Genomic DNA, 20,057 nt, shown 5'->3' with positions numbered 1-20,057 from the left:
CGGTCCAGTTCGGCGTAAGTGACGGTTTCATGTTCGCAGACGACGGCATGATGAAGCGGCGTCTTTTGAGCCCAGGCCTCGAAGACTTGCTGGAAGCAACGTTCAGGCACCGGAAGCGCAGGCCCTTGCTCCCATTTTTGCAGCAGCTGCTGCTCAAAAGGCAGCAAGGGCGGCATCGGGTTTTGGGCGCGGGACAGATCGGCGCCCAGCCAGACGGCCCGTTCTTTAAACGCAGTCAGCCAGGACTGGGCCGTACTTTGACGATAAAGCTCGGGATTCCAAGCCAATGTCAATATCAGCCCGCCCTGTAAATCAGGCTCATGGGAGAAAGCCAAATCGATACCGCTGGGAACCGGGTTCAGTTCGCCGGGTAAGGCCTGCGGAGCAAGACTAAATGCTGCATCCTTAGCTTCACTGATGCGCGATGTGTTGGCGGTTAAGGAAACATCAAAAATAGAGGTGCGCGAAAGCGGCAAAACATCAGGGTTTCTATTTTGAAAATCGCGCAATATTTGCGATGAGGGCGTGCCGATCGACTGGATTGCGGTATTCAGCGTCGACTGGGCGTTGTGAAGTTGTGCATCGAATTGATCGCTTCTATCGCCATGCAACACCAACGGCAACAGGTTAACGAATAGCCCGACCGCCTGTTCCGCGCCGGCAGGCCGCATGGATATTGCACTGCCAATAATCAGGGTTGTCCGGCCGCTTCGTCTTCTTGCCTCGTCGCCAAGTATGGCCAGCAATAGCGAGTGCATCCCCACGCCTTGGCTGCGGGCAAGCTGGGTTAACGCTTCCACGCATGGCGCATCAAGCCGTTCGGTCAATGATTTGGCCGCTTTGCTTGTCGGAATAAGTGGCCGTTCAAAATCCGTTGCAAATGCATTAAATGCATTCCCGTTGGTGCCTACAACCGTATTTTTTAAGTGCTCTTGCCAGAAATGCCTGTCTATTTCCGCTTGCGGCGTTCTTAGATAGGCCTGTTCTGCGGCGCATGCCAAATTTATGCCGTCGGCAGCGGGAGGGAGGGTTTTACCTTGCAATAAAGCATATAACTCCTCCTGTAAAATCCTGGCTGACAAACCGTCTACAACAGCATGATGGAGAGCGAACCAGAACAGTTGCGCTTCCGGGGTTTGTATCAAGCCGGCCCGAGCCAAAGGGGCTTTGCTCAGGTCAAACGGGATAGAAGCCCAAGCAGCGACCCGCTCGCTTGCGTCCTCCAGCGAGTTGCAGCTTGCTATTTTTAAAGCCGATTCGGCGGGAAGCTTATCCAGTGCATCGGTTTGCCAGCGTATTTTTTCGTCTGTGTCTTGGTAAAATACCGTGCGTAGCGCACTATGGCGCTCCAATAATTTTTGCCACGCCGCCCGCCATGTTTCTTGGCTTGGCGAATCGCCGCTAATCCGCAACAGGCGCGTTATCAACATGCTTGATTGCAAAACCCCCAATTGGGCGCCAATCCAGAAATCCTCTTGTCCTTTGGTTGAAATATTATCGACCGGTGCAAGCGCTTCGGCGGACACTTGCGACAGGTGATCGGCCAAACCGGCAACAGTCAGATTAACCAATAGGGCCGGCACTGTTACGGCATAGCCCATAGACTGGAGTTGCTGGCTGATTGCAATGGCAAGCAAGCTGGTGCCGCCAATTGCAAAAAAATTGTCATGACGGCCAATCGCGTCCAATTTAAGAATGTCGGCCCAGACTTCTGCTATTTCTTGTTCTATACGCCCGTCGGGAGGGGCGCTGATAGTACGGGGAAAACTCTTTGCCGTGGTCAATAACGCCTGACGGTCTATCTTGCCGGAAGAATTGGTAGGCAAGCGCTCCAGCCGGTTAATTGATGAAGGGATCATGTACGCAGGAAGGGTCGAGGACAAATAGTCTCGCCAATCTACTGGTGAATCATCTCCGCATTCTAGGAACGCAACAAGCGTATTGCCGTTTTGAATGACAGCCGCTTGCTTGACCTTTGGGTGGCGCAAAAGAGTGCGTTCAATTTCGCTCAGAGCAACCGCTTGGCCCGAAACTTTGATGACATCGTCAGAACGGCCGATTGTTTCCAGGTTGCCGTCAGCACGCCAACGCCCCATGTCACGGGTTTTATAGGCCCGTCCAAACTTTGTTTGCACAAAAATTTGTGCGCTCAGTTCGGGCTGGTTCAGGTAGCCGTTGGCTAAGCCGGTACCGACAACATGAATCTCGCCCACTTCGCCTTGCGGCACTTCATCGCCGTGTTCATCAAGCAGATAAACGCTTGTATTATTGAAAGGCCGCCCGCTCGGCAACGTCCCCGCATCGTTCGGATTGACCTTGTACATGCATATCGTGCCGCACACTTCGGTGGCGCCGTGCATGTTCCAATAGTCAATCGATTTGGCATAATGACGGGCATTATTTTCATCGGGATGCTCGCCGGCCGTCATGATACAGCGCAGGCCACTGGATAGCTTACCCTGTAAAAGGCGCAAATAAGAGGGGGTGAAAAGCGCTATGCTGACCTTATGCTGCGACATAATCATGAGTAGCCGGTCAGGGTTGTCTATTTCGTTTCGAGTAACAGCAACATAAGCGGCTCCGGACAACAGCGGCAGGCACAGCTCACGAAATCCTAGAATGAAGCCTGGGCCGCTTGAAAGCAGCAACCGATCTTTTGAAGTGATATTTTGAGCGGCTAAGTGACCGCACACCATGTTGATGCAGGCATCATGCCGAAGGAGTACTCCTTTGGGTTGGCCGTTTGTGCCGGAGGTGAACAAAATAGCGGCGAGACTCGATGAGCTAACAGTTAAATCAGGCCGCGCGAAGATTCCCTCCCGCGTATCCTCGGTCCGGAAAATCTCAGCAATGCCGTCATTATTGGCTGCTAACGCGTTAAGAATTTCCGATGCCGGCTCCAAACCATCCAGTGCGATTAAATACCGCATACCCGTCTGTTCAACGATATTGGCAAGTCTATTGGATGGATGATCATGGACCAGAGGCACATAAACACCTCCCGCTTTTAAAATAGCTAGAAAAGCAATTGGGAGCGATCCAGAGCGTTCTACCAACACACCTATAGGTTCTTCCGTTCTAATTGATCGCTTCAGCAAGGCATTGGCGAGAGCATTAGACGATTGATCCAATTGACAATAAGTTAATGTCTTGTTTTTAAAGATGATTGCAGGCTCATCTGGCTGTTGATCAACCAAGGCCTCGAAGCAATTATGCAGTTGTTGATTAGGCAGTTGTATTGAAATGCCCTGTCCGAAGGCAATTGCTTGTTCGTTTTGTGCAGACATATGGTTAATTAATTTGGGTTATTTCGTTCAAGCTATAGACGTTCGGGCTTACAAAGATATGTTTTTGCGCTTCCATACTCGCATTAATATCGGGCTAACGATTTGCAAATAATTGGCGTTTTATTATTTTTAATATTAATTTTTTAAGAAACATGAAATTTATTAATGACATTAAACGCTAGTGTAACGTCGCCAACAAAGCTTTAGCTTTATTGATATATTAGTAATCAGTAAAATAGGCAAATACATTTTTTTTTATTGCACTGAATACGATACTTCATAAGTAAAGAAAATAAGTCCGTGGTTACACTGAGTAAACGTGATCTTCGAAGTATTTAAAGACTTGTGACAGCACAAACCCAATTTTTTTATTATAACAACAACCCCATACATTGCTCAAAAACGGTAAGCTATAACTAAAGCTCTTGAGGCGTGCGATTCATTCAAGTGAATGAAACTTAGTCTGGATAGGCTGGAATTTGAATAGAATGGGGTTATTTAAGAGGATAATAGAGATAGGCCCCTGGTTATTTATATGACAGAACCAGGGGTTTAAAGTCTCAATAAACAATTTTTAAATTTTAAACGTGATTATGTGCGTTGTTTGGCGCAGTTAAAGTTTATGTTGTAGCAGCAGGATCGACTTTTTTCTTGCCTTCCTTAAAGTAGGCTTTGAAATCATCTAATTTAGCTTTTGGGTCAAAATTAGTCAGGTCGCCGCCGTTTTTCAGGTGATTTACCATTACTTGGCCAACGGCATAGGCGGATGCGGCTGCAAGAATAGGCATGCTCATGACGGCCAAGGCAGAACCTATGCCGGGTATCACTTTGAACAGTGTGGCGGCCGTTACTCCGACCAGCAGTTGAGGCGAAAGGCTGCCGATCAGAATGGTCAGAATTGAGCGGGTTTTCGATTCAGAAAAAGGTTTATCGTAAATATCCAATAGCTCATTGACCATTTTTATTTCAACAGCGGCGATTGCGGCTACATCCCAGAAAGGGAAAGGAATAGCGCCAGATCCAGCCGCCCAGCCGGTATATTTACTAATAACAAGATTAGCTGCCTGTTCGCGAGAAACTTGGGCGTCTTCGGATTGAAGTGCGTTTGACTCAATTTGTTGTTCAGATGTCACGATATTATCCCCTATTAAAGTGCTATTTTTTTCGGAGAGTAACATAATGAATGAGCCGCATCAAGATTGTTTTTTACGCCATTCCAAAAAACTGCTCATCCTGGATTCATTTCTGCGTATTTGCTTGGGTAAGTAATTAAATTTTAACGAGTATCAGTAATGCCTTGAGTTTGTTTTTTCCGCTATTGGGCCATTGCAAAAACTTACGTCGAACATACTTAAACTTAGTAGAAATAATAAACCTTAGTAGAGATAATAATGTCGCATCCGCCGAATAATCGTATTAAAATGAAAAACAATATCAATTGAAGTCAAACAAACCTCACTAAATCATAAGCAATTGTTCTTACAAAACATCCCTCCAAGTCATGCGCCACAAAAAAGCTATGCTGATGTTTTTACTGTATAACCTTTGCTGTTCATTCTAATCTTGTAACCGGATAAATTTGGGGCACATCGTGAAACTCAATTCGCGCCTACCAATTCTTTGGACGCTTCTTTGCCAACTGGCGCTAGTCTTGGCTGCGTGTCAAGAGCAACATGCAACACCTGAATTTTCACCGCCTGAGGTCATCATACAGCGCATTGAAGAGCGCACGATCCCTATAGAATGGGAATTCGTCGGCCAAACGGAAAGCTCCCGCCTTGTGGAAATCCGTACTCGCGTTGAAGGTGTGCTTGAAAAACGCCTATACGAAGAAGGTACACTGGTACAGAAAGAACAAGTGTTGTTTCAGTTGGACGAGCGCCCCTTTGCCGCCGCCCTGGAAGGAACAAAAGGCACTTTAGTTCAACAGGAAGCCAGGCAACAAAACGCAAAACGGAACGTGGTAAGACTTAAAAACCTGATATCGCAAAATGCGGTCAGCCAAAAAGACGTAGACGATGCGGATTCCGACTTGGCAGAAGCCGATGCAGCGGTGCTGACGGCTCGGGCAAATGTCACGGCAGCGGAATTGAATCTAAGTTACACCACGATCAAATCACCATTAACCGGCATAAGCGGGCGGACAACAAAAGCCGATGGCAGTTTTGTCAGTCCTGGTCAGGATGGTTTGCTGACCACGGTAACCCAGACCGACCCGATATGGGTCAAATTCAACGTTTCGGAAACCCGTCTGCTGAAAAACAACGAAGACGTCGTAAATAAACGGTTACTGATACCTGAAAACGCTAATTTTGTGGTCGAACTGCATATAGCGGACGGTTCGGTCTATCCACTTAGCGGCAAAATGGATTTCTCCGAAAAGAAAATTTCTATCGAAACCGGCACCAGCAGTTTTCGCGCCGTATTTGCGAATCCCGATCTGAAATTGGTTCCCGGTCAGTTTGTACGGGTTAAATTGAAAGGAGCCATTCGACCCAACGCCATTTTGGTGCCTCAACGCGCAGTATTGCAGGGACAACAAGGGAAGTACCTTTATGTGGTCGGCGCTGATAATAGAGTGGAAATACGACCGGTTGAAATGGGCGATTGGTACGGCGATGACTGGATTATCGAAAGCGGTTTAAAAAACGGAGAGCAGGTGGTCGTGGACGGTATGAGCCATGTAGTGCCTAATATGCCTGTAAAGCCGCAGCAACCTGCCGGCGTTCCCAGTGGCGGTCAGTCGTGAATATTGGATTTTTTATCAGCCGGCCTATTTTCGCTGCGATAGTGTCGATAGTCATCGTCATGGCCGGCCTGTTGGCTTTGCGTCAACTGCCGGTGGCGCAGTTTCCCGATATTGCTCCGCCGCAAATCCAGGTTTCCGCCACCTATCCGGGCGCCAGTGCCGAAACCGTAGCTCAAACCGTCGCCGCGCCCATTGAGCAGCAAGTCAACGGCGCCGAAAACATGCTTTACATGAACTCTACCAGTTCATCCAATGGTTCACTGAACCTGAGCATCGTATTCGACATCGGCACGGATATCGATAAGGCTCATGACGACGTACAAAATCGCGTTAAAACGGCTGAAGCGCAACTGCCGAACGAAGTACGCCGGGGCGGCATATTTGTAACAAAGTCTACTTCCAATATTTTACTGCTGGTGGCAATCAAATCGGATGGCCGTTTCGATCCCACCTATGTCAGCAACTACGCCAGTCTGCATGTGGTGGACAAACTCAAGCAGGTTCCTGGAGCCAACCAAGTTGCTCCGCTCGGTTCCTCCGATTACGCCATGCGCATTTGGCTAAAGCCTGACAGTATGGCGCATTTCGGCATCACCACGGCGGACATACGCAACGCAATATCCCAGCAGAACACTCAGTTCGCCGTCGGCCAGATTGGCCAAAAGCCGACGTCCCAACCGGTCGTGCTCACCTTGCCTGTGGCGGCGGAAGGGCGGCTTACCAGCCCGAAAGAGTTTGAAGATATTATCCTGCGCGCCAGCAATGACGGCGCCGCCATCCGTTTGCGCGACGTCGCAACGGTGCAACTGGGTGCGCAAAGTTATGACATGCTGACCCGGCTTAATGGCGAAAACGCTACCCTGATAGCGGTATATCAGCAACCCGGCGCCAATGCGCTGGATGTCGCAGACCAAGTCAAGGCAACCATGGATCGCCTGTCCGCGACGTTTCCGGCAGGTATCAGCTATGAAATTCCTTTCGACACCACCGAGTTTGTCAACATATCCATTGAGGAAGTTATTCACACGTTGTTTGAAGCGATTGTTTTGGTCGTCGCGGTCGTGTTCTTGTTTCTGCAAAATTGGCGAACCACGCTTATTCCTATTTTAGCCGTGCCTGTATCTATTATCGGCACTTTGGCGGGTATGTACCTGCTGGGCTTTTCGGTTAACACGCTCACCCTGTTCGGCATGGTGCTGGCCATCGGACTGGTGGTCGACGATGCTATCGTGGTGATTGAAAATATCGAACGCAACATACGCGAACTTGGACTTAAAGGGCGCGATGCTGCAACTCGTGCGTTGTCCGAAGTCGCAGGCCCGGTCGTTGCCACGACATTGGTGCTGATCGCCGTATTTCTTCCGGTTTCTTTCCTTGGCGGCATGACCGGACAACTCTATAAACAATTCGCAATCACTATCGCTATCTCGGTCACGCTATCCGCTGTCGTTGCCCTCACTTTGAGTCCTGCACTGGCAGCCATCCTTATTCAACCGGCCGAACACCGGAAATCACGCTTTTTTCTATTGTTCGACGCCGCTCTGGAAAAAGCCACCCAGCGCTATCTGGGGGGGGTTCGCTGGCTTTTTCGGCATGCCACCACCGGCATCATGCTGTACCTATGCATGATTGCCGTTATTGTCGGCCTGTTTAAAATCGTACCCACCAGTTTTGTTCCTCCAGAAGATCAAGGCACCTTGTATACCATCGTTATGCTGCCCGATGCGGCCAGCGTCGATCGCACCAGTGCAGTCATGCAGAAAATGGAAGCCTTGGTAAAAGATAATCCGGCATTACGCGATATAGTCTCTATTACCGGCATGAACCTGATGGATGGCGGCAGCGCGACCAATGCCGGGCTGTTATTCCTCTCCCTGAAGAACTGGAAAGACAGAGTCAAGCCCGAGCTGCAAGCCGAAAACGTGATGGCTATCTTGACTAAACGAGTTTCCAGCGTCAAAGAAGCGCTGGTAACGTTGTTGAATCCTCCCGCCATACCCGGTCTCGGCGTGGTTGGCGGCTTCGAATTCTGGGTGCTTAATCAAGGTGCCGGCGATACCGCCGTTTTGGAAGCCATGACCCAAAAAATTATTGCAAAAACCCGCCAACGCCATGAACTAACGGGCGTTTCGTCATCAATCAACTCCAACTCGCAGCAGCTATCCATTACATTGGATCGAGAAAAAGCTTGGGCTATGGGGGTTGCTATCGATGACGTGTTCGATACCTTGCAGGGCATGTTCAGCACCACCTACGTTAACGATTTCAACAAGTTTGGCCGCACCTACCGGGTGCTGCTGCAGGCAGATCCGCAATATCGAAGCCGTCCCGAGGATATCGAAAAAGTTTTTGTTCGCAGCCAGTCCGGTTCGATGGTACCCCTAAGCAGCCTGATTAAAGTACGCTACGCCAATGGTCCTAACTCCATCAGCCGCTTCAACGGTTTCCCTGCGGCGCGAATCAACGGCAGCGCGGCAGCAGGCTATAGTTCCGGCCAAGCCATGTTGGCCATGGAACAAGCTGCGCAAGAAGTTTTACCCGACAGTATGTCATTCGCCTGGGGCGGACAGTCATTTCAGGAAAAGGCTGCGGGCAGTTCATCGAGCTCGGCCTTTATCTACGGCATTATTATGGTATTCCTGATTCTTGCCGCTCAATACGAACGGTTGGCGCTGCCTTTCGCCGTCATGTTGGCGGTTCCTTTCGGTTTATTCGGAGCTTTACTGGCCGTCTGGGCCTGTGGCATGGAGGACGATGTTTACTTTCAAATCGGTTTGGTCACGCTGATCGCACTGAGCGCCAAGAACGCCATACTCATCGTCGAATTCGCGGCGGAAAAAAACGGGCAGGGCATGGATGTTGCGGATGCGGCACTTGAAGCCTGTCGGCTTCGTTTTCGTCCGATTCTGATGACATCATTTTCTTTCATTCTTGGTGTACTACCCTTGGTCCTCAGTACCGGCGCAGGTGCAAACAGCCGGCACTCCATCGGCGTGGGGATAATGGGGGGCATGGTCAGCGCTACCCTGTTAGCCGTATTTTTTGTACCGTTATTTTTCGTGTTATTGGAGAGGATCAGAGCGCCGAAACACACCGATAGCATTATTGCAAAACAAGAAGTCTAATCATGCGCTACCGTCCTATTTCCTTATTGTTGCCCTTAACGCTAACCGGCTGTTTTATGATCGGTCCTGATTACCAACAGCCAACCGGATCAATACCGGATGCTTGGCGTTTTGCCGCAGCCGAAACCGTTGCAGCTAGCGATACTAGCTGGTGGGAGCAATTCGGCGACCCCCATCTGACCAAACTCATTGAGCAGGCGCTACGGTATAACAAAGATCTGCTGATCGCCACGGCTACCGTCGAAGAATATTTAGGGCTATACAGCATCACCCGTGCCGACTTGTTTCCGCAAATTAGCGCCAATGCATTCGGCCAGCAGGAAAAAGATTCGGAAACAACTTACGGCGCTGCCCCCACACCCGCTTATGACAGCATTCAATCCACTTTAAATTTGTCTTGGGAAATAGACGTATGGGGCAGGTTACGGCGCGCCACTGAAGCGGCCCGGGCCAATCTCTATGCGCAGGAAGAAATTCGTCGTACTGTGGTGCTGACTTTGACCACCGGTGTGGCGCGTTCCTATGTGCAACTGCGTGAACTGGATGTACGTTTGGAAATTGCCAAGCAAACCTTGGTCGACCGCCGGGAAGCTTACCGTATCGCCCAAGCGCGTTTCGACGGTGAGCTTAATTCCAAAGCTCAGGTGCGGCAAGCGGAGTCCGAGGTTCATAACGCCGCCGCCATCATACCGCAACTGGAGAAACTGATAGCTCAAAAAGAGCACGAACTGAGTGTTTTGTTGGGCCATAATCCCGCAGCTATAGAACGCGGCTTACCGTTAGCCGAACTGCATTTACTTGGCGTGCCTGCCGGTCTGCCATCCGAATTGTTAGCTCGCCGCCCGGATATACGTCAAGCAGAACAGGGTTTAATTGCTGCTAATGCCAATATCGGCGTTGCGAAAGGTGAATATTTCCCAAAATTCACGATAACCGGAACGTTTGGCACTGCCAGCGCCAATTTCAGCCAATTACTGTCGGGACCTTCAGGCATGTGGAATTACGGTGTAGCGTTGGCGATGCCTTTGTTTACCGCAGGCAAAATCGCAGGACAAGTAAAAGCTGCCGAAGCTCGCGAACAACAGGCGTTATTAAATTACCAGAGCATCTTGCTTCAAGCCTTCAAGGAAACCGAGGATGCGCTGATAGATAATAGTAAAACCCGGGAACAGGTACAGGCACTTAGCCTGCAGGAAGCTGCTTTAAGCGAGTATTTAAAGTTGGCATGGCTGCGTTACAACAACGGTCTTACTAATTATCTGGAAGTGCTGGATGCACAGCGCAACCTGTTCAACGTAAAGCTCTCTCACGCGACGGCCCGCAGTAATTCGTTACAGGCGCTGATCAATTTATACAAAGCCTTTGGCGGCAGCTGGGTGGACAAGGTGTCAAAAAATCAATAGCGGGGACACGCTGCCGAAACGAGTCTACACATGTTCGTATGATTAGGCGGAAGTTACACCAGGGATACCCATGTTTTTTTAGCCAATGTCCAATCTTGGCGTATATAGGCGCTGATATAATTTAACATAATATACAGACTTGGTAGTTGAATGGATTAACTCTAAATCCGCTCCAATGCTTGAATTTCCTAGTGTTAGCACACCTACAAGCGCAACGCTTGCAGCAATTCCTGACATTTTCGATATTGTTTCCCAGCTCTTTTTTACCTCGCCTTCACTTCTTGCAATTGCTGCTGCAATTAAAACCTCTGTTCTATCAATTCCTAGCAGATCAGCAATTTTTATTGCTGTTTCATCGCCGCATTGGCTGCGGCTTCTTATTGTTGAAATAGCACCTGTTCCAGTTTTTAGTAATTTTGCTGTTTTGTAGTCGCTTCCATATTTCTCTTTTAAATCATCAAGATAGTTGATTATCGTTTTCATTTCTTTCAATGCCTCTCAAGTTGATAGCTAAAAGTTGTTGACTTAATGATCTTCTCTAGCTAACAATCTGTCAACGCTACCAGACTGATAGCTATTTTTAACACATAGAGGGCAAGCCTATGAAACCAACTCAAACCCCAGCAGCGCGTGAATCGATCACGTTCACCTTAACACCCGAAGAGCAAGATATGCTGCTTCGTGGCTTATATGACACTAAGTTTTATTTGTGCGGTCATCAAGCACTTTACAACAAGCTTCAATTTCTTTTTACGAATATCGGGGACGCTTGCCGCCATTCTGCTCATATCCCCGAGGCTCCGGGGCAGGGTGGCACTACTCAAACTGATGTTTCATCGCATCCTTTTTATTGCGCTTGTGATGCCTGTAGAACTTATTTAGATTTTTATTATGAGGCTGATAAAGGGCAGGGTGTCAACCAATGAACATTTCAGAAGGTGCCGTAAAAATCGCCGTTTCCGATGTTGTAGCCGAATTTCGTCATCATTTTTTCAATCCAGCTGATTGTCCAGATATTGCCGTCGCCTATCAGGAAGCGCGTTCACGCCTTGACGGTATATCGCTCATTTTTCCAAGCGGCCCGATTTCACGGTTTATTAAAAATTACCAAGATGAGCTTTTTCAATTAGGCCATTTAGCCGGTTGCTCCGCTTCTCCGTCTTGTTATGTTTCTTTGTCCTCCGATGCAGTGGGGCAGGGTGGCAACCATGCGTAACCTTCTATTTTTTACCGGCTCAATGCTGTTGACAGTTTTGATCGGCCTATGGGTAGGTGCCTAATGCCTGCCGTCATATCAAGTACCGATTTAACCCAAGACGACCTGGACTTACTTTCAGACCTGCTCAACGAGTATTTAGAAAACTTCGACGCCGAAGAAGAGCACTTCAACGGCATTGATGACCCGCAGGCCCGCTATGACGCCGTTGAATCGCTGTATGGTCGCTTTATCGATGTCGATCTATCCGGTGCCGAACAACCATTACATCACCTCGATTGTTTGTGCGAGTGGTGCGAGATAGGCCGGGGGCGTTGATGGAAACCTGCAATCGTTGTCATCAAGTCATCATGCCGCAAGATCACGCCGTCCGCGGTCGCACCACTGGCAGCCCCGGCCTTCATGTACGCCGCTTTATGTGTGTCTGTGGCTGTAAGTCGGTTCAGTTCTACACCGTTATGAATGTATCAAAGATACGTTCCAGCTTTCCAAAGCCCGACCAGGAATCAACCATCCCGCTCTACGATTTCCCTATTTTCAGAGATTCTAACCATGTCAACGCTTAACTTGTCAGTTAGATACCACATTGAAAACTTGATGCCGATCATGGACGACAGGCCAGCACTCGCCGCCTATTTGTCAGCCAATGGCATACCCGAGCCAAAAGCCAAGAACGATGAAGGCTACAAAGCCCGGCTCTTGTGTGTTAAATGGTGGCGGCGCACCCTGGACCGGCTTCAAGGCCGCACCGATGAGTCCAAGCTAATCGATCAAGGCAGGGTGGCCAAACACAAAGAAAAATACAGCTCAAACCTGACCGTGCATCGCGTCGGCAAAAAGGCGCATAAAACCAATGAGTTCCTGAAAACCCAGTCCATGATTTCCAACGAATCCGATCTGGTTGACATGGCAACCATCGTTCAATCATCGATGGCAAACCCCACCAATCGCCGGGCAGAGCTAATGATAAGAATGGCCGGTTTTGAGGCCTACGCCCAACAGCACGGCTACGTTGGCGAGTTCTACACGATCACTTGTCCAAGCAAATTTCACAGATTTTCAGGCGTAAAGCTCAACGACAAATATCAAGAACTCACCCCCAAAGACGCGCAGAATTACCTTGTTAAGCAGTGGTCTAAAATTCGGGCTGCATATGCCCGTCAGGACATCAAGCCTTTCGGTTTCCGAGTTGCCGAACCTCATCATGATGGCTGTCCTCATTGGCATATGCTTCTTTTCGTCAAAGCGGAATACTGCAACGCGTTACGAAAAATCATGACTCACTACGCGCTCGAAGTGGACGGACAAGAGCAGGGTGCCGACAAGCACCGCTTTACCGCCGTAGAAATCGACTCTGAGGTCGGAACTGCCACCGGCTATATCGCCAAGTACATCAGTAAAAACCTGGGCTTCTCGATTGACGACCCGGAACACGATACCACCCACGAAAGCCAGTCCTACGGCCAGCGTGTCAAAGCCTGGGCTAGTGTCTGGGGTATCCGTCAATTTCAGCAAATAGGCGGCGCACCTGTCACTGTCTGGCGGCAACTACGCAAGCTTAGAGAGTCGATTGATGATGAATTGCTCGAATCCGCCCGGCAAGCCGCCGACCAAAGTCGCTGGGCCGACTACTTAGAAATAATGGGCGGCGTGGACGCCAAGCGCATCGATCACACCATTACGCTCGTTAAAAAGCACCTGATCGATAAAGAAACCGGCGAACTCAAACAGAACCAATATTTTGAGTACGTCACCCTGATTTTTGGAGTTGCATCAATTGCCGCTGAGGTTATCACTCGATCAAAACAGTGGGCAATGATTAGCACCAAACTAGCTGCCTCCTTTTTGGCAAATGCACCCGCGCACCGCGTAGCGGGGCGTGGGTGTTTTGCCTCTTGGAGTTCTGTAAATAACTGTACGGCGTGACGCTGTACGCAAGCCGCAAGGCATCACTTTCGAGGTATTAAAAATGGCACTTATAACCTGTCAAGGCAAGCTGATAAACGCTTACACAGCGAATCCGGTTAAAGAACGCAAGGACGGCATTGAAACCGGCGTTTTATTGCCGGGTAAAGACAAGATTCAAATCATGGGCGATTCGATTATGCAGAGCGGCGAAAAGCGCGCGCTGTTGCAGGATTTTACCTGTCATGACATTGCAGCGTTCAAGCAGCACTTGAATAAAAACATCCGTTTTGAAATCGGCATTATGTCAGCCGGCGACAATACCATTTTGTTTATCCCTAAAGGCACAGTCCCTGAACTTGTACAGGATTTGCCTAAATAAATTTTGGTTGGTGTGTGGTAAGCCAAAAAACACCTTTTGGTGTGTGATTGCCGCTTTATGCACCTATAAGCGGCTTATTTTAACGTCCGTTTGGACAATTTAGAAAAGTGAGAAATATCATGAACAAATCATTAAAACTTCGTTTGGCTGCAATTTCTGCCGGTTCACTGGCAATGGTGAGCAATGCTTTTGCCGCCGTTCCTGCTGGTGTCACTACTGCGATTAGTGATGCCGGTAGTGACACGGTAGCAGTCTCTACTGCTGTATTTGTTGTCATCGTAGCTATTTACTCCATTAAGCTTATGCGCAAAGCGCTTTAATCAATCCGGGCGGCGTACATCGTCGCCCATCTTTTTCAGGTTCAGGTTTCGTTATGGCAATTTGCGTTCATTTTTCCGGGGTCAACGTCGAGTCGAACGGTCAAACCGAGGCCACTTGTACGGCCTATCTATTACAGACCGCCGATGAGCTACGTCATTCCTATTTTTTTTACGGCGTTGAGCTGGTGGACGTGATCGAGGTTTCCGGCGGTGTCGTTTTGGCCTGGGCTTTAGCCTGGGGCATTAAAGTGTTGAGGCGGGCGTTATGATTTCCGGGTTTTATTTGCTGGCCGTATTTCTCGCCATAGTGGGGCCGCATGGATAACGTTTTCAAACTGATTTTTATTTTTTTCGCTTTCTTGTGTTTTTCTGTTGATGCGCATGCCGACACTTATCCAGCTGTGTCTGTAACTACGTGGGGTGGTTATGAGTCTCTCGATAAATATTGTACGGCTCAAATCACTTTTGTGGGCTGGACTTATACGCTATCCGAGACTGATGCTAACACGTGCAAGATATACAGTAGTACCGGGGCTTTTGTTACGGACAAAAATATCACTCCGTTTGTGTCTCTCGTTTGCCCCCACGGTGGCGTAAAGGTTGGTACTACTTGTGTGGATGCTCCTGCTTGTCCCGAGGGTCAGTCCCGCAAATCGACCGGTGAATGCTATGTCGGTCCTATTTGTACGCCGCCCGAGACCGATATAGGCGACGGCATATGCGGTGTTGATGAAATGTACCGGCGGCAAGGTTTTAAACGGCAGTACGGGTCAGTGTCAGACACCGCCTACTTGTGCGGCTGCTGAAACTTATATGAATGCCACTAATTCGTGCCTATTGCTGCCTTTGCGTTGCCCCGATCATGCGCACGCTAATTTCGCTAATGACAAGTGTCTGCCAGATGCGCCGCTCACCTGTCCGGCGGGCCAGCATGATGACGGTACTTATACGTGCGTCGCCAACGATGCTATCGCCTGTAAATCCAATCAAGTCAAGGGCTATGTATTCGGTATCCCTCAGTGCATCAAAAAATCTAACGTCAATGAGGCCGCCAAGGTTTCCGATGATGCGTTCGCCGCACAAACCGCCGCCGCATCGATTGCCGCTGCTGCACAGTCGGCTGCCGATAATGCCGCCGCTGCCGCCGCCGCTGATCCGAGCGATACTACGTTACAGGCCGCCGCAGTTGATGCCGCCGCTGCTGCCGCTGAAAAGCAAAAGTTATTGTCTGATGCTACGAAGAACGCTGACGAGGCTCATAAAGCGCAAGATTCCGAGGCATTGAAATCAATTTCAGAGTCAACCAAGGAGCTGGCGGATTCTAATAGAGCAGATCACGATGCCGGATTTGGTGACGTTCCATCTGCCGAGGCGATTAACACTACCAGTTTTAGCGCTTCTGGTTTGCCGTCCGGTTCGTCGTTCGGTACGTGTCCTGCGCCTTATCAGATTCACACGTCACACGGCACTATCATGATGAGTTATGCGGCTCAATGCGATTTTGCGCAAAAAATATCGCCGTTAATTTTAACCTTTGCCTATCTGTCAGCGGGTCTGATTGTCTTAGGCCCTATCCGGGATTAATTTTATGTGGGCGTTACTTGGACCATTCTTAGTAAATATAACCGGCTCTATTGTTGCTCGCGTTTTGACCGCCTTGGGCATGGGCTTTGTCACTTATACCGTGTTATCAACCTTAACAGATAATGTTGTTTCCAACGTTGATTCTGCTTATGGCTTGGTTGATCCTGTGGTGATGGCGTTGCTCAATCTGTCGGGTATGACCTCTGCATTGACGATCATCACGTCTGCTCTAGTCACAAGAGCGTCATTGATGGTCGTCAAAAAGCTTAAGTTCACATGATTACCCTAGTTACTGGCGGCCCCGGAACCGGCAAAACCGCTTGGCTGTTGAATCAGCTGCTTAATTTACGTGTTGCAGAACCTGATCGCTTGTTTTTCATCCACGGTGTCCGCAATCTAAGGGGCATTGCCCATGAAACAATCTATTGCCGGTCCCAGCTGTGCGACATTTGCCGGGGCCAGGATGCTGATATAGAAGCACGGCTGAAGACTGCCGCACCGCCTAAATTCGTTGAGGATTGGCCGAAGTGGAAAGAGCCTAACTCGTTGATCGTCGTCGATGAAGTTCAGCGTATCTGGCGGCCAACGAACGGTGCTCAAGGGGTACACGAAAGTATATCGACCCTCGAGACTCACCGGCACTATGGCGTTGATTTCTGGTTGATCTCCCAGGGGCCGCACCTGTTCCATAATTTCATCAGGTTGCTGGTTGGCCGACATGTTCATCTAGTCGCTAAATGGTCTGGCCGTACCGAGTATGAATGGCCGGAATGCAAACAAGACGTGCAATCAAGATCTGATGCCGTGCAACGTCCTTACACGCTGCCGAAGCGAGTTTATGATTTGTATGACTCGGCCGAAGTCCATACCAAGCAGGATAAGCGTAAGCCGCTGTCATTCTATGCCGTCATCGCGTTGGTGTTATTGACACTGATAGTAGTGCCTTTCATCGGCAAGCGGATTTATGGTCGCGCACACCCTGATGATGCGGTTAAATCAGTAGAGCCCCTTAATTCAACGAACTCTCAGTCCATCCAGTCCATCGATAACAACAAGGTATCAACCACCACTTCAGAGCAATTGCAAACTGCTTACACGCCGGTTGTTATCGGTGTTCCGTGGTCTGCGCCGATCTATAAAGATTTGGCTAAGCCGGTTTCAATGCCGAGAATAGTCGGCTGTATCAAGTCAAATAAGGCCGACGACCATCGGTGCGCGTGTTATACACAACAGGCCACCTTGGTCGAGGTGTCGGCTGATGTGTGTAATTTGTACGTCCAACACAGGGCCTTTGACCCTTTCATTCCCGATAAGTCTAATCAGTCTCAGTCTATTGATTCTAAAAACATGATCGCCACTAACGGAGAGTAGGGCGGCTATATGGCCGGTCTTTCTGTTACCGGCCAGGCTTTTTTTTACCTGGACAAGTAACGGCGCGGTCTTTTTTCTTGGTCGCCTTATTTGCTGTAACGCATTACAGTAAATAATTATCGTAACGCGTTATAAAAAAGCTTGATATTTATTATTGTAACGCGTTACAATAAATCAACATAAACGCATCGGGAGATTGAAATGATAGATTCAGCCGACAAAGCCACTATTGATCTGTTCCAAGGCCAAGAAAAACGCCGAGGTCGTCCGGTAACCGGTACCGCAAAAACTAACGCCGAGCGTATGCGCGCATATCGTAAAAACCGGAAAGAACAGGGCGTTCGTGTCGTGGTTCAGCGTCCCGCTGATTTAGATCAATTGATAGACGATGAAAGCAATCTTTATCGTCAGCTGGAGGTTCTGCGTCAAGAGCGAGACGAGGCTCTTAAGCGCGTTGCTGAGCTTGAACAGCAAAGCGATAAAACCTATTTTCCTGATTAAATTGCTAGGGTCTCCATGTAGACAGACCGCAGGTCGTCGCGGCGTAAGCAACTGGCCGCAGGTCATTTAACTATTCAAATAACCGGCCAGCGGCCAAACAAGGCCGTGCTGAATGGCCCAATTGAATTACTGTAACGCGTAACGATAATTCATCAATCCGGCTGCGCCATTCATCACCTAATCAACCGCTGTAAAGCCTGTCAACGCGTATCAGTCGGCAGCGAAGCAGCCAGCGTCTAGTTATCGCATTTGAAACGTTACTGACCTGGTGAATGTTGCGGCCAGCGAGTAACAGATGATTTCTAGCTCAAGTTTTTATGTTTAAATTCAAAGGGATTGCCTAAACGTCCACGCCAAGACTTCGCATAATGTATATTATGTTAAATCGCTTGAGATGTCTGTCGGCATAGTTTTTGCGCTAGGATTAATTTTTATTACATGGAGTCAGAATAATGGCAGCGAAAAAAAAGCCAAGCTTTTACCATACACGAAATAAGATTTGTCCTAACAATCAACAGGCCGCCGAACTACTCGGTGTTGACATTTCAGAAACTGAAAGAATGGATAAAGAAGGCGCTCCGGTTATGGCCGAGCGCCTTTTGTTATTATGGGATAGAAAATACATTAACTCCCCAGGCTGGGATGGATGGGTTTTTAGTCGTGGCGTACTCATTCACAAAAATAAACGATGGAGACCAGAAAGTTTATTACAGATCAGAAAAGATGCAGAACGCATAGAGCAACTGGAAAACGAAATTTATAAACTCCATAGCCCCGCCGGTTTAATTAAGATTATAAAAAAGATACTCTTGAATAAATATGGCGTTAGAATTAGCCGACTTTTATAACTGCTAAATCAATACACTATGAAACCAATTATCCTTATATTCACTATAATATTAATCGCTACATTTATTCTAATAATCAAAATAAAAAGTAAAAGTAAGAATGAAATATGGCCGTTTTACGCAAAAAAAGTTCTTACGCAACCTGAGCAAATATTATATTTCAGGCTTATACAATCCTTACCTGAACATATAATTCTTGCTCAAGTGCAACTTTCACAAATACTTGGAGTCAAAAAAGGTCATAATTATCAAGCTTGGTTAAACAGAATCAACCGAATGAGTATAGATTTTGTAGTTTGCAAAAAAGATTCAAGTATTGTAGCCATCATTGAGCTTGACGATGCAACACATTCACTAAATCATCGTAAAAAAGCGGATACTAAAAAAGATAAAGCACTTACAGCGGCTAATGTACGCATAATTCGATGGCAGGCTAAAACGATGCCAGACAATGAAGCCATAAAATCACAAATACTATGCCCATCCCCGCCAAAGGATGAAATTGATTATTATACGACACCTAAACGGGGCTGATTCCCTGCCCCTATCTGTATGAGTTAAGGCGTTTACAGCGGTTGTTTAGGTGTAGAATGGCGCAGCCGATTGATTAATTATCGTTACGCGTTACGATAATTCGATTGAGCCATTCAACACGCGCTGCTGGGCCGTTGGCCGATTATTTGGACAGTTAAATGACCTGCGGCCAGTTGCTTACGCCGCGACGACCTGCGGTCTGTCTGCATTGATTATCTACTCGGGATAAAAAGTGTTATCGGTTATTTGCTCGAATGGCCAGGGACACGAATCAGGAAAAACTTTAATGCTTAACTGTGTTTCGCGCGATGCTTGGATGATAGCGAATTTATAAGCTTTGGCTAATATCTCATCTAGCTTTGGTTTTAAACCTGGGTTTTCTTCTAAGGTTTCCTCGAATTTCAAGCGCTGCTCGATAATAGACAACTCCCAACTTCTACCACGCCTTGCATCCTGATACTTCCATTTTAGAAGATGGGGTTAATTAACCAAAAGAACGGTTTGTCCCGACACTTCTATGTAATCCTTGGTATCACTGGCTTGCAGCCGAAATATCGATTTCAAAATCGCCAATCAATTTTTTGATAACTTCTTGAATACTACCGATATTTATCGTACTGTTAAATTCATGTATTTTCGATAGTAGCTCTCCGATGTTCAACTGCCGGGCAATCTTGTTTTTTGCCTGCAAAACCACTTTGGGTGATTTTAACTAGTCACTCCTGAAAAACCCTCTATCCAATTGAAATATTTAATTAATATCTATTTTTAAGCCCATCTTTTCGACCGGAAATGCTAAAATATGCCCCTGTTTTCCGGTCGAAAGGGTGAA

At 48.1% G+C, this 20,057-nt stretch carries 19 protein-coding genes; 16 read left to right on the top strand and 3 right to left on the bottom strand.

What is annotated here, in order from left to right; translation table 11 throughout:
• A partial coding sequence (locus tag V3O24_RS00830) for an amino acid adenylation domain-containing protein (protein ID WP_331305735.1) occupies positions 1 to 3,287 on the bottom strand: 3,287 nt, incomplete at its 3' end.
• 620 nt (positions 3,288 to 3,907) lie between these two features.
• Positions 3,908 to 4,420: a DUF697 domain-containing protein gene (locus V3O24_RS00825; protein ID WP_331305734.1), complete on the bottom strand. Its 513-nt coding sequence runs from the start codon at positions 4,418 to 4,420 to the stop codon at positions 3,908 to 3,910.
• Between the two features lie 518 nt (positions 4,421 to 4,938).
• Here V3O24_RS00825 and V3O24_RS00820 point away from each other — a divergent pair.
• From V3O24_RS00820 to V3O24_RS00810, 3 genes are read left to right on the top strand one after another with little or no spacing between them, the layout of a single operon-like run.
• A complete protein-coding gene (locus tag V3O24_RS00820; protein WP_258076693.1) occupies positions 4,939 to 6,036 on the top strand; it encodes an efflux RND transporter periplasmic adaptor subunit in 1,098 nt (365 codons plus the stop codon).
• Positions 6,033 to 9,161 carry a multidrug efflux RND transporter permease subunit gene (locus V3O24_RS00815; protein WP_331305732.1) on the top strand — a complete coding sequence of 1,043 codons (3,129 nt, stop codon included), beginning with the start codon at positions 6,033 to 6,035 and terminating at the stop codon, positions 9,159 to 9,161. Before V3O24_RS00820 ends, V3O24_RS00815 begins: the two co-directional genes overlap by 4 nt.
• Before the next feature lie 2 nt (positions 9,162 to 9,163).
• The gene (locus V3O24_RS00810) at positions 9,164 to 10,564 is read left to right on the top strand and encodes an efflux transporter outer membrane subunit (protein ID WP_331305731.1); all 1,401 of its coding nucleotides are present in this window, start codon (positions 9,164 to 9,166) and stop codon (positions 10,562 to 10,564) included.
• Between the two features lie 78 nt (positions 10,565 to 10,642).
• Here the strand turns inward: V3O24_RS00810 and V3O24_RS00805 are convergent, their stop codons facing one another.
• Entirely contained in the window at positions 10,643 to 11,047 is a 405-nt protein-coding gene (locus V3O24_RS00805) for a hypothetical protein (protein ID WP_331305730.1), read from the bottom strand.
• A gap of 119 nt (positions 11,048 to 11,166) precedes the next feature.
• Here V3O24_RS00805 and V3O24_RS00800 point away from each other — a divergent pair, with 119 nt between their 5' ends.
• The 13 genes from V3O24_RS00800 to V3O24_RS00740 all read left to right on the top strand — a co-directional run bounded on the left by V3O24_RS00800 (position 11,167) and on the right by V3O24_RS00740 (position 19,225).
• Complete coding sequence (locus tag V3O24_RS00800; RefSeq protein ID WP_331305729.1) at positions 11,167 to 11,490, top strand: hypothetical protein; 324 nt, start codon at positions 11,167 to 11,169, stop codon at positions 11,488 to 11,490.
• A complete protein-coding gene (locus V3O24_RS00795) occupies positions 11,487 to 11,780 on the top strand; it encodes a hypothetical protein (protein ID WP_331305728.1) in 294 nt (97 codons plus the stop codon). Before V3O24_RS00800 ends, V3O24_RS00795 begins: the two co-directional genes overlap by 4 nt.
• 63 nt (positions 11,781 to 11,843) lie before the next feature.
• Entirely contained in the window at positions 11,844 to 12,098 is a 255-nt protein-coding gene (locus V3O24_RS00790; protein WP_331305727.1) for a hypothetical protein, read from the top strand.
• 279 nt (positions 12,099 to 12,377) lie between these two features.
• The gene (locus V3O24_RS00785) at positions 12,378 to 13,706 is read left to right on the top strand and encodes a replication endonuclease (protein WP_331305726.1); all 1,329 of its coding nucleotides are present in this window, start codon (positions 12,378 to 12,380) and stop codon (positions 13,704 to 13,706) included.
• 43 nt (positions 13,707 to 13,749) lie between these two features.
• Positions 13,750 to 14,067 carry a hypothetical protein gene (locus tag V3O24_RS00780; protein ID WP_331305725.1) on the top strand — a complete coding sequence of 106 codons (318 nt, stop codon included), beginning with the start codon at positions 13,750 to 13,752 and terminating at the stop codon, positions 14,065 to 14,067.
• 119 nt (positions 14,068 to 14,186) lie between these two features.
• The gene (locus tag V3O24_RS00775; RefSeq protein ID WP_104424815.1) at positions 14,187 to 14,387 is read left to right on the top strand and encodes a major capsid protein; all 201 of its coding nucleotides are present in this window, start codon (positions 14,187 to 14,189) and stop codon (positions 14,385 to 14,387) included.
• Between the two features lie 53 nt (positions 14,388 to 14,440).
• On the top strand, positions 14,441 to 14,656 hold the full coding sequence (locus tag V3O24_RS00770; protein WP_331305722.1) for a hypothetical protein: 216 nt from the start codon (positions 14,441 to 14,443) through the stop codon (positions 14,654 to 14,656).
• A gap of 544 nt (positions 14,657 to 15,200) precedes the next feature.
• On the top strand, positions 15,201 to 15,971 hold the full coding sequence (locus V3O24_RS00765) for a virulence factor TspB C-terminal domain-related protein (RefSeq protein ID WP_331305721.1): 771 nt from the start codon (positions 15,201 to 15,203) through the stop codon (positions 15,969 to 15,971).
• A gap of 4 nt (positions 15,972 to 15,975) precedes the next feature.
• Positions 15,976 to 16,251: a DUF2523 domain-containing protein gene (locus V3O24_RS00760; protein ID WP_331305720.1), complete on the top strand. Its 276-nt coding sequence runs from the start codon at positions 15,976 to 15,978 to the stop codon at positions 16,249 to 16,251.
• Positions 16,248 to 17,342 carry a zonular occludens toxin domain-containing protein gene (locus V3O24_RS00755; RefSeq protein ID WP_331305719.1) on the top strand — a complete coding sequence of 365 codons (1,095 nt, stop codon included), beginning with the start codon at positions 16,248 to 16,250 and terminating at the stop codon, positions 17,340 to 17,342. Before V3O24_RS00760 ends, V3O24_RS00755 begins: the two co-directional genes overlap by 4 nt.
• Positions 17,343 to 17,543: 201 nt before the next feature.
• Positions 17,544 to 17,843 (top strand): hypothetical protein, encoded by a 300-nt coding sequence (locus V3O24_RS00750; protein ID WP_331305718.1) that lies wholly within the window; start codon positions 17,544 to 17,546, stop codon positions 17,841 to 17,843.
• Positions 17,844 to 18,295: 452 nt separating this feature from the next.
• Positions 18,296 to 18,691 (top strand): hypothetical protein, encoded by a 396-nt coding sequence (locus V3O24_RS00745; RefSeq protein WP_331305716.1) that lies wholly within the window; start codon positions 18,296 to 18,298, stop codon positions 18,689 to 18,691.
• 18 nt (positions 18,692 to 18,709) lie between these two features.
• Positions 18,710 to 19,225, top strand: a complete 516-nt coding sequence (locus tag V3O24_RS00740; RefSeq protein ID WP_331305715.1) for a DUF2726 domain-containing protein — start codon at positions 18,710 to 18,712, stop codon at positions 19,223 to 19,225.
• Positions 19,226 to 20,057 lie beyond the last annotated feature (832 nt).

Source organism: Methylobacter sp. Wu8, from assembly GCF_036440755.1.
GTDB lineage: Bacteria > Pseudomonadota > Gammaproteobacteria > Methylococcales > Methylomonadaceae > Methylobacter_A > Methylobacter_A tundripaludum_A.
The sequence above is the reverse complement of the archived record's forward strand: the minus strand, read 5'-3'. Positions and strand labels throughout refer to the sequence as shown.

Bases quoted from the DNA above. Each gene is read 5' to 3' on its own strand.
- V3O24_RS00795 (WP_331305728.1), top strand. From the start codon at position 11,487: ATGAACATTTCAGAAGGTGCCGTAAAAATCGCCGTTTCCGATGTTGTA.
- V3O24_RS00775 (WP_104424815.1), top strand. From the start codon at position 14,187: ATGAACAAATCATTAAAACTTCGTTTGGCTGCAATTTCTGCCGGTTCA.
- V3O24_RS00760 (WP_331305720.1), top strand. From the start codon at position 15,976: ATGTGGGCGTTACTTGGACCATTCTTAGTAAATATAACCGGCTCTATT.
- V3O24_RS00780 (WP_331305725.1), top strand. From the start codon at position 13,750: ATGGCACTTATAACCTGTCAAGGCAAGCTGATAAACGCTTACACAGCG.
- V3O24_RS00785 (WP_331305726.1), top strand. From the start codon at position 12,378: ATGCCGATCATGGACGACAGGCCAGCACTCGCCGCCTATTTGTCAGCC.
- V3O24_RS00755 (WP_331305719.1), top strand. From the start codon at position 16,248: ATGATTACCCTAGTTACTGGCGGCCCCGGAACCGGCAAAACCGCTTGG.
- V3O24_RS00790 (WP_331305727.1), top strand. From the start codon at position 11,844: ATGCCTGCCGTCATATCAAGTACCGATTTAACCCAAGACGACCTGGAC.
- V3O24_RS00750 (WP_331305718.1), top strand. From the start codon at position 17,544: ATGATAGATTCAGCCGACAAAGCCACTATTGATCTGTTCCAAGGCCAA.
- V3O24_RS00745 (WP_331305716.1), top strand. From the start codon at position 18,296: ATGGCAGCGAAAAAAAAGCCAAGCTTTTACCATACACGAAATAAGATT.
- V3O24_RS00810 (WP_331305731.1), top strand. From the start codon at position 9,164: ATGCGCTACCGTCCTATTTCCTTATTGTTGCCCTTAACGCTAACCGGC.
- V3O24_RS00800 (WP_331305729.1), top strand. From the start codon at position 11,167: ATGAAACCAACTCAAACCCCAGCAGCGCGTGAATCGATCACGTTCACC.
- V3O24_RS00765 (WP_331305721.1), top strand. From the start codon at position 15,201: ATGAATGCCACTAATTCGTGCCTATTGCTGCCTTTGCGTTGCCCCGAT.
- V3O24_RS00740 (WP_331305715.1), top strand. From the start codon at position 18,710: ATGAAACCAATTATCCTTATATTCACTATAATATTAATCGCTACATTT.
- V3O24_RS00805 (WP_331305730.1), bottom strand. From the start codon at position 11,047: ATGAAAACGATAATCAACTATCTTGATGATTTAAAAGAGAAATATGGA.
- V3O24_RS00770 (WP_331305722.1), top strand. From the start codon at position 14,441: ATGGCAATTTGCGTTCATTTTTCCGGGGTCAACGTCGAGTCGAACGGT.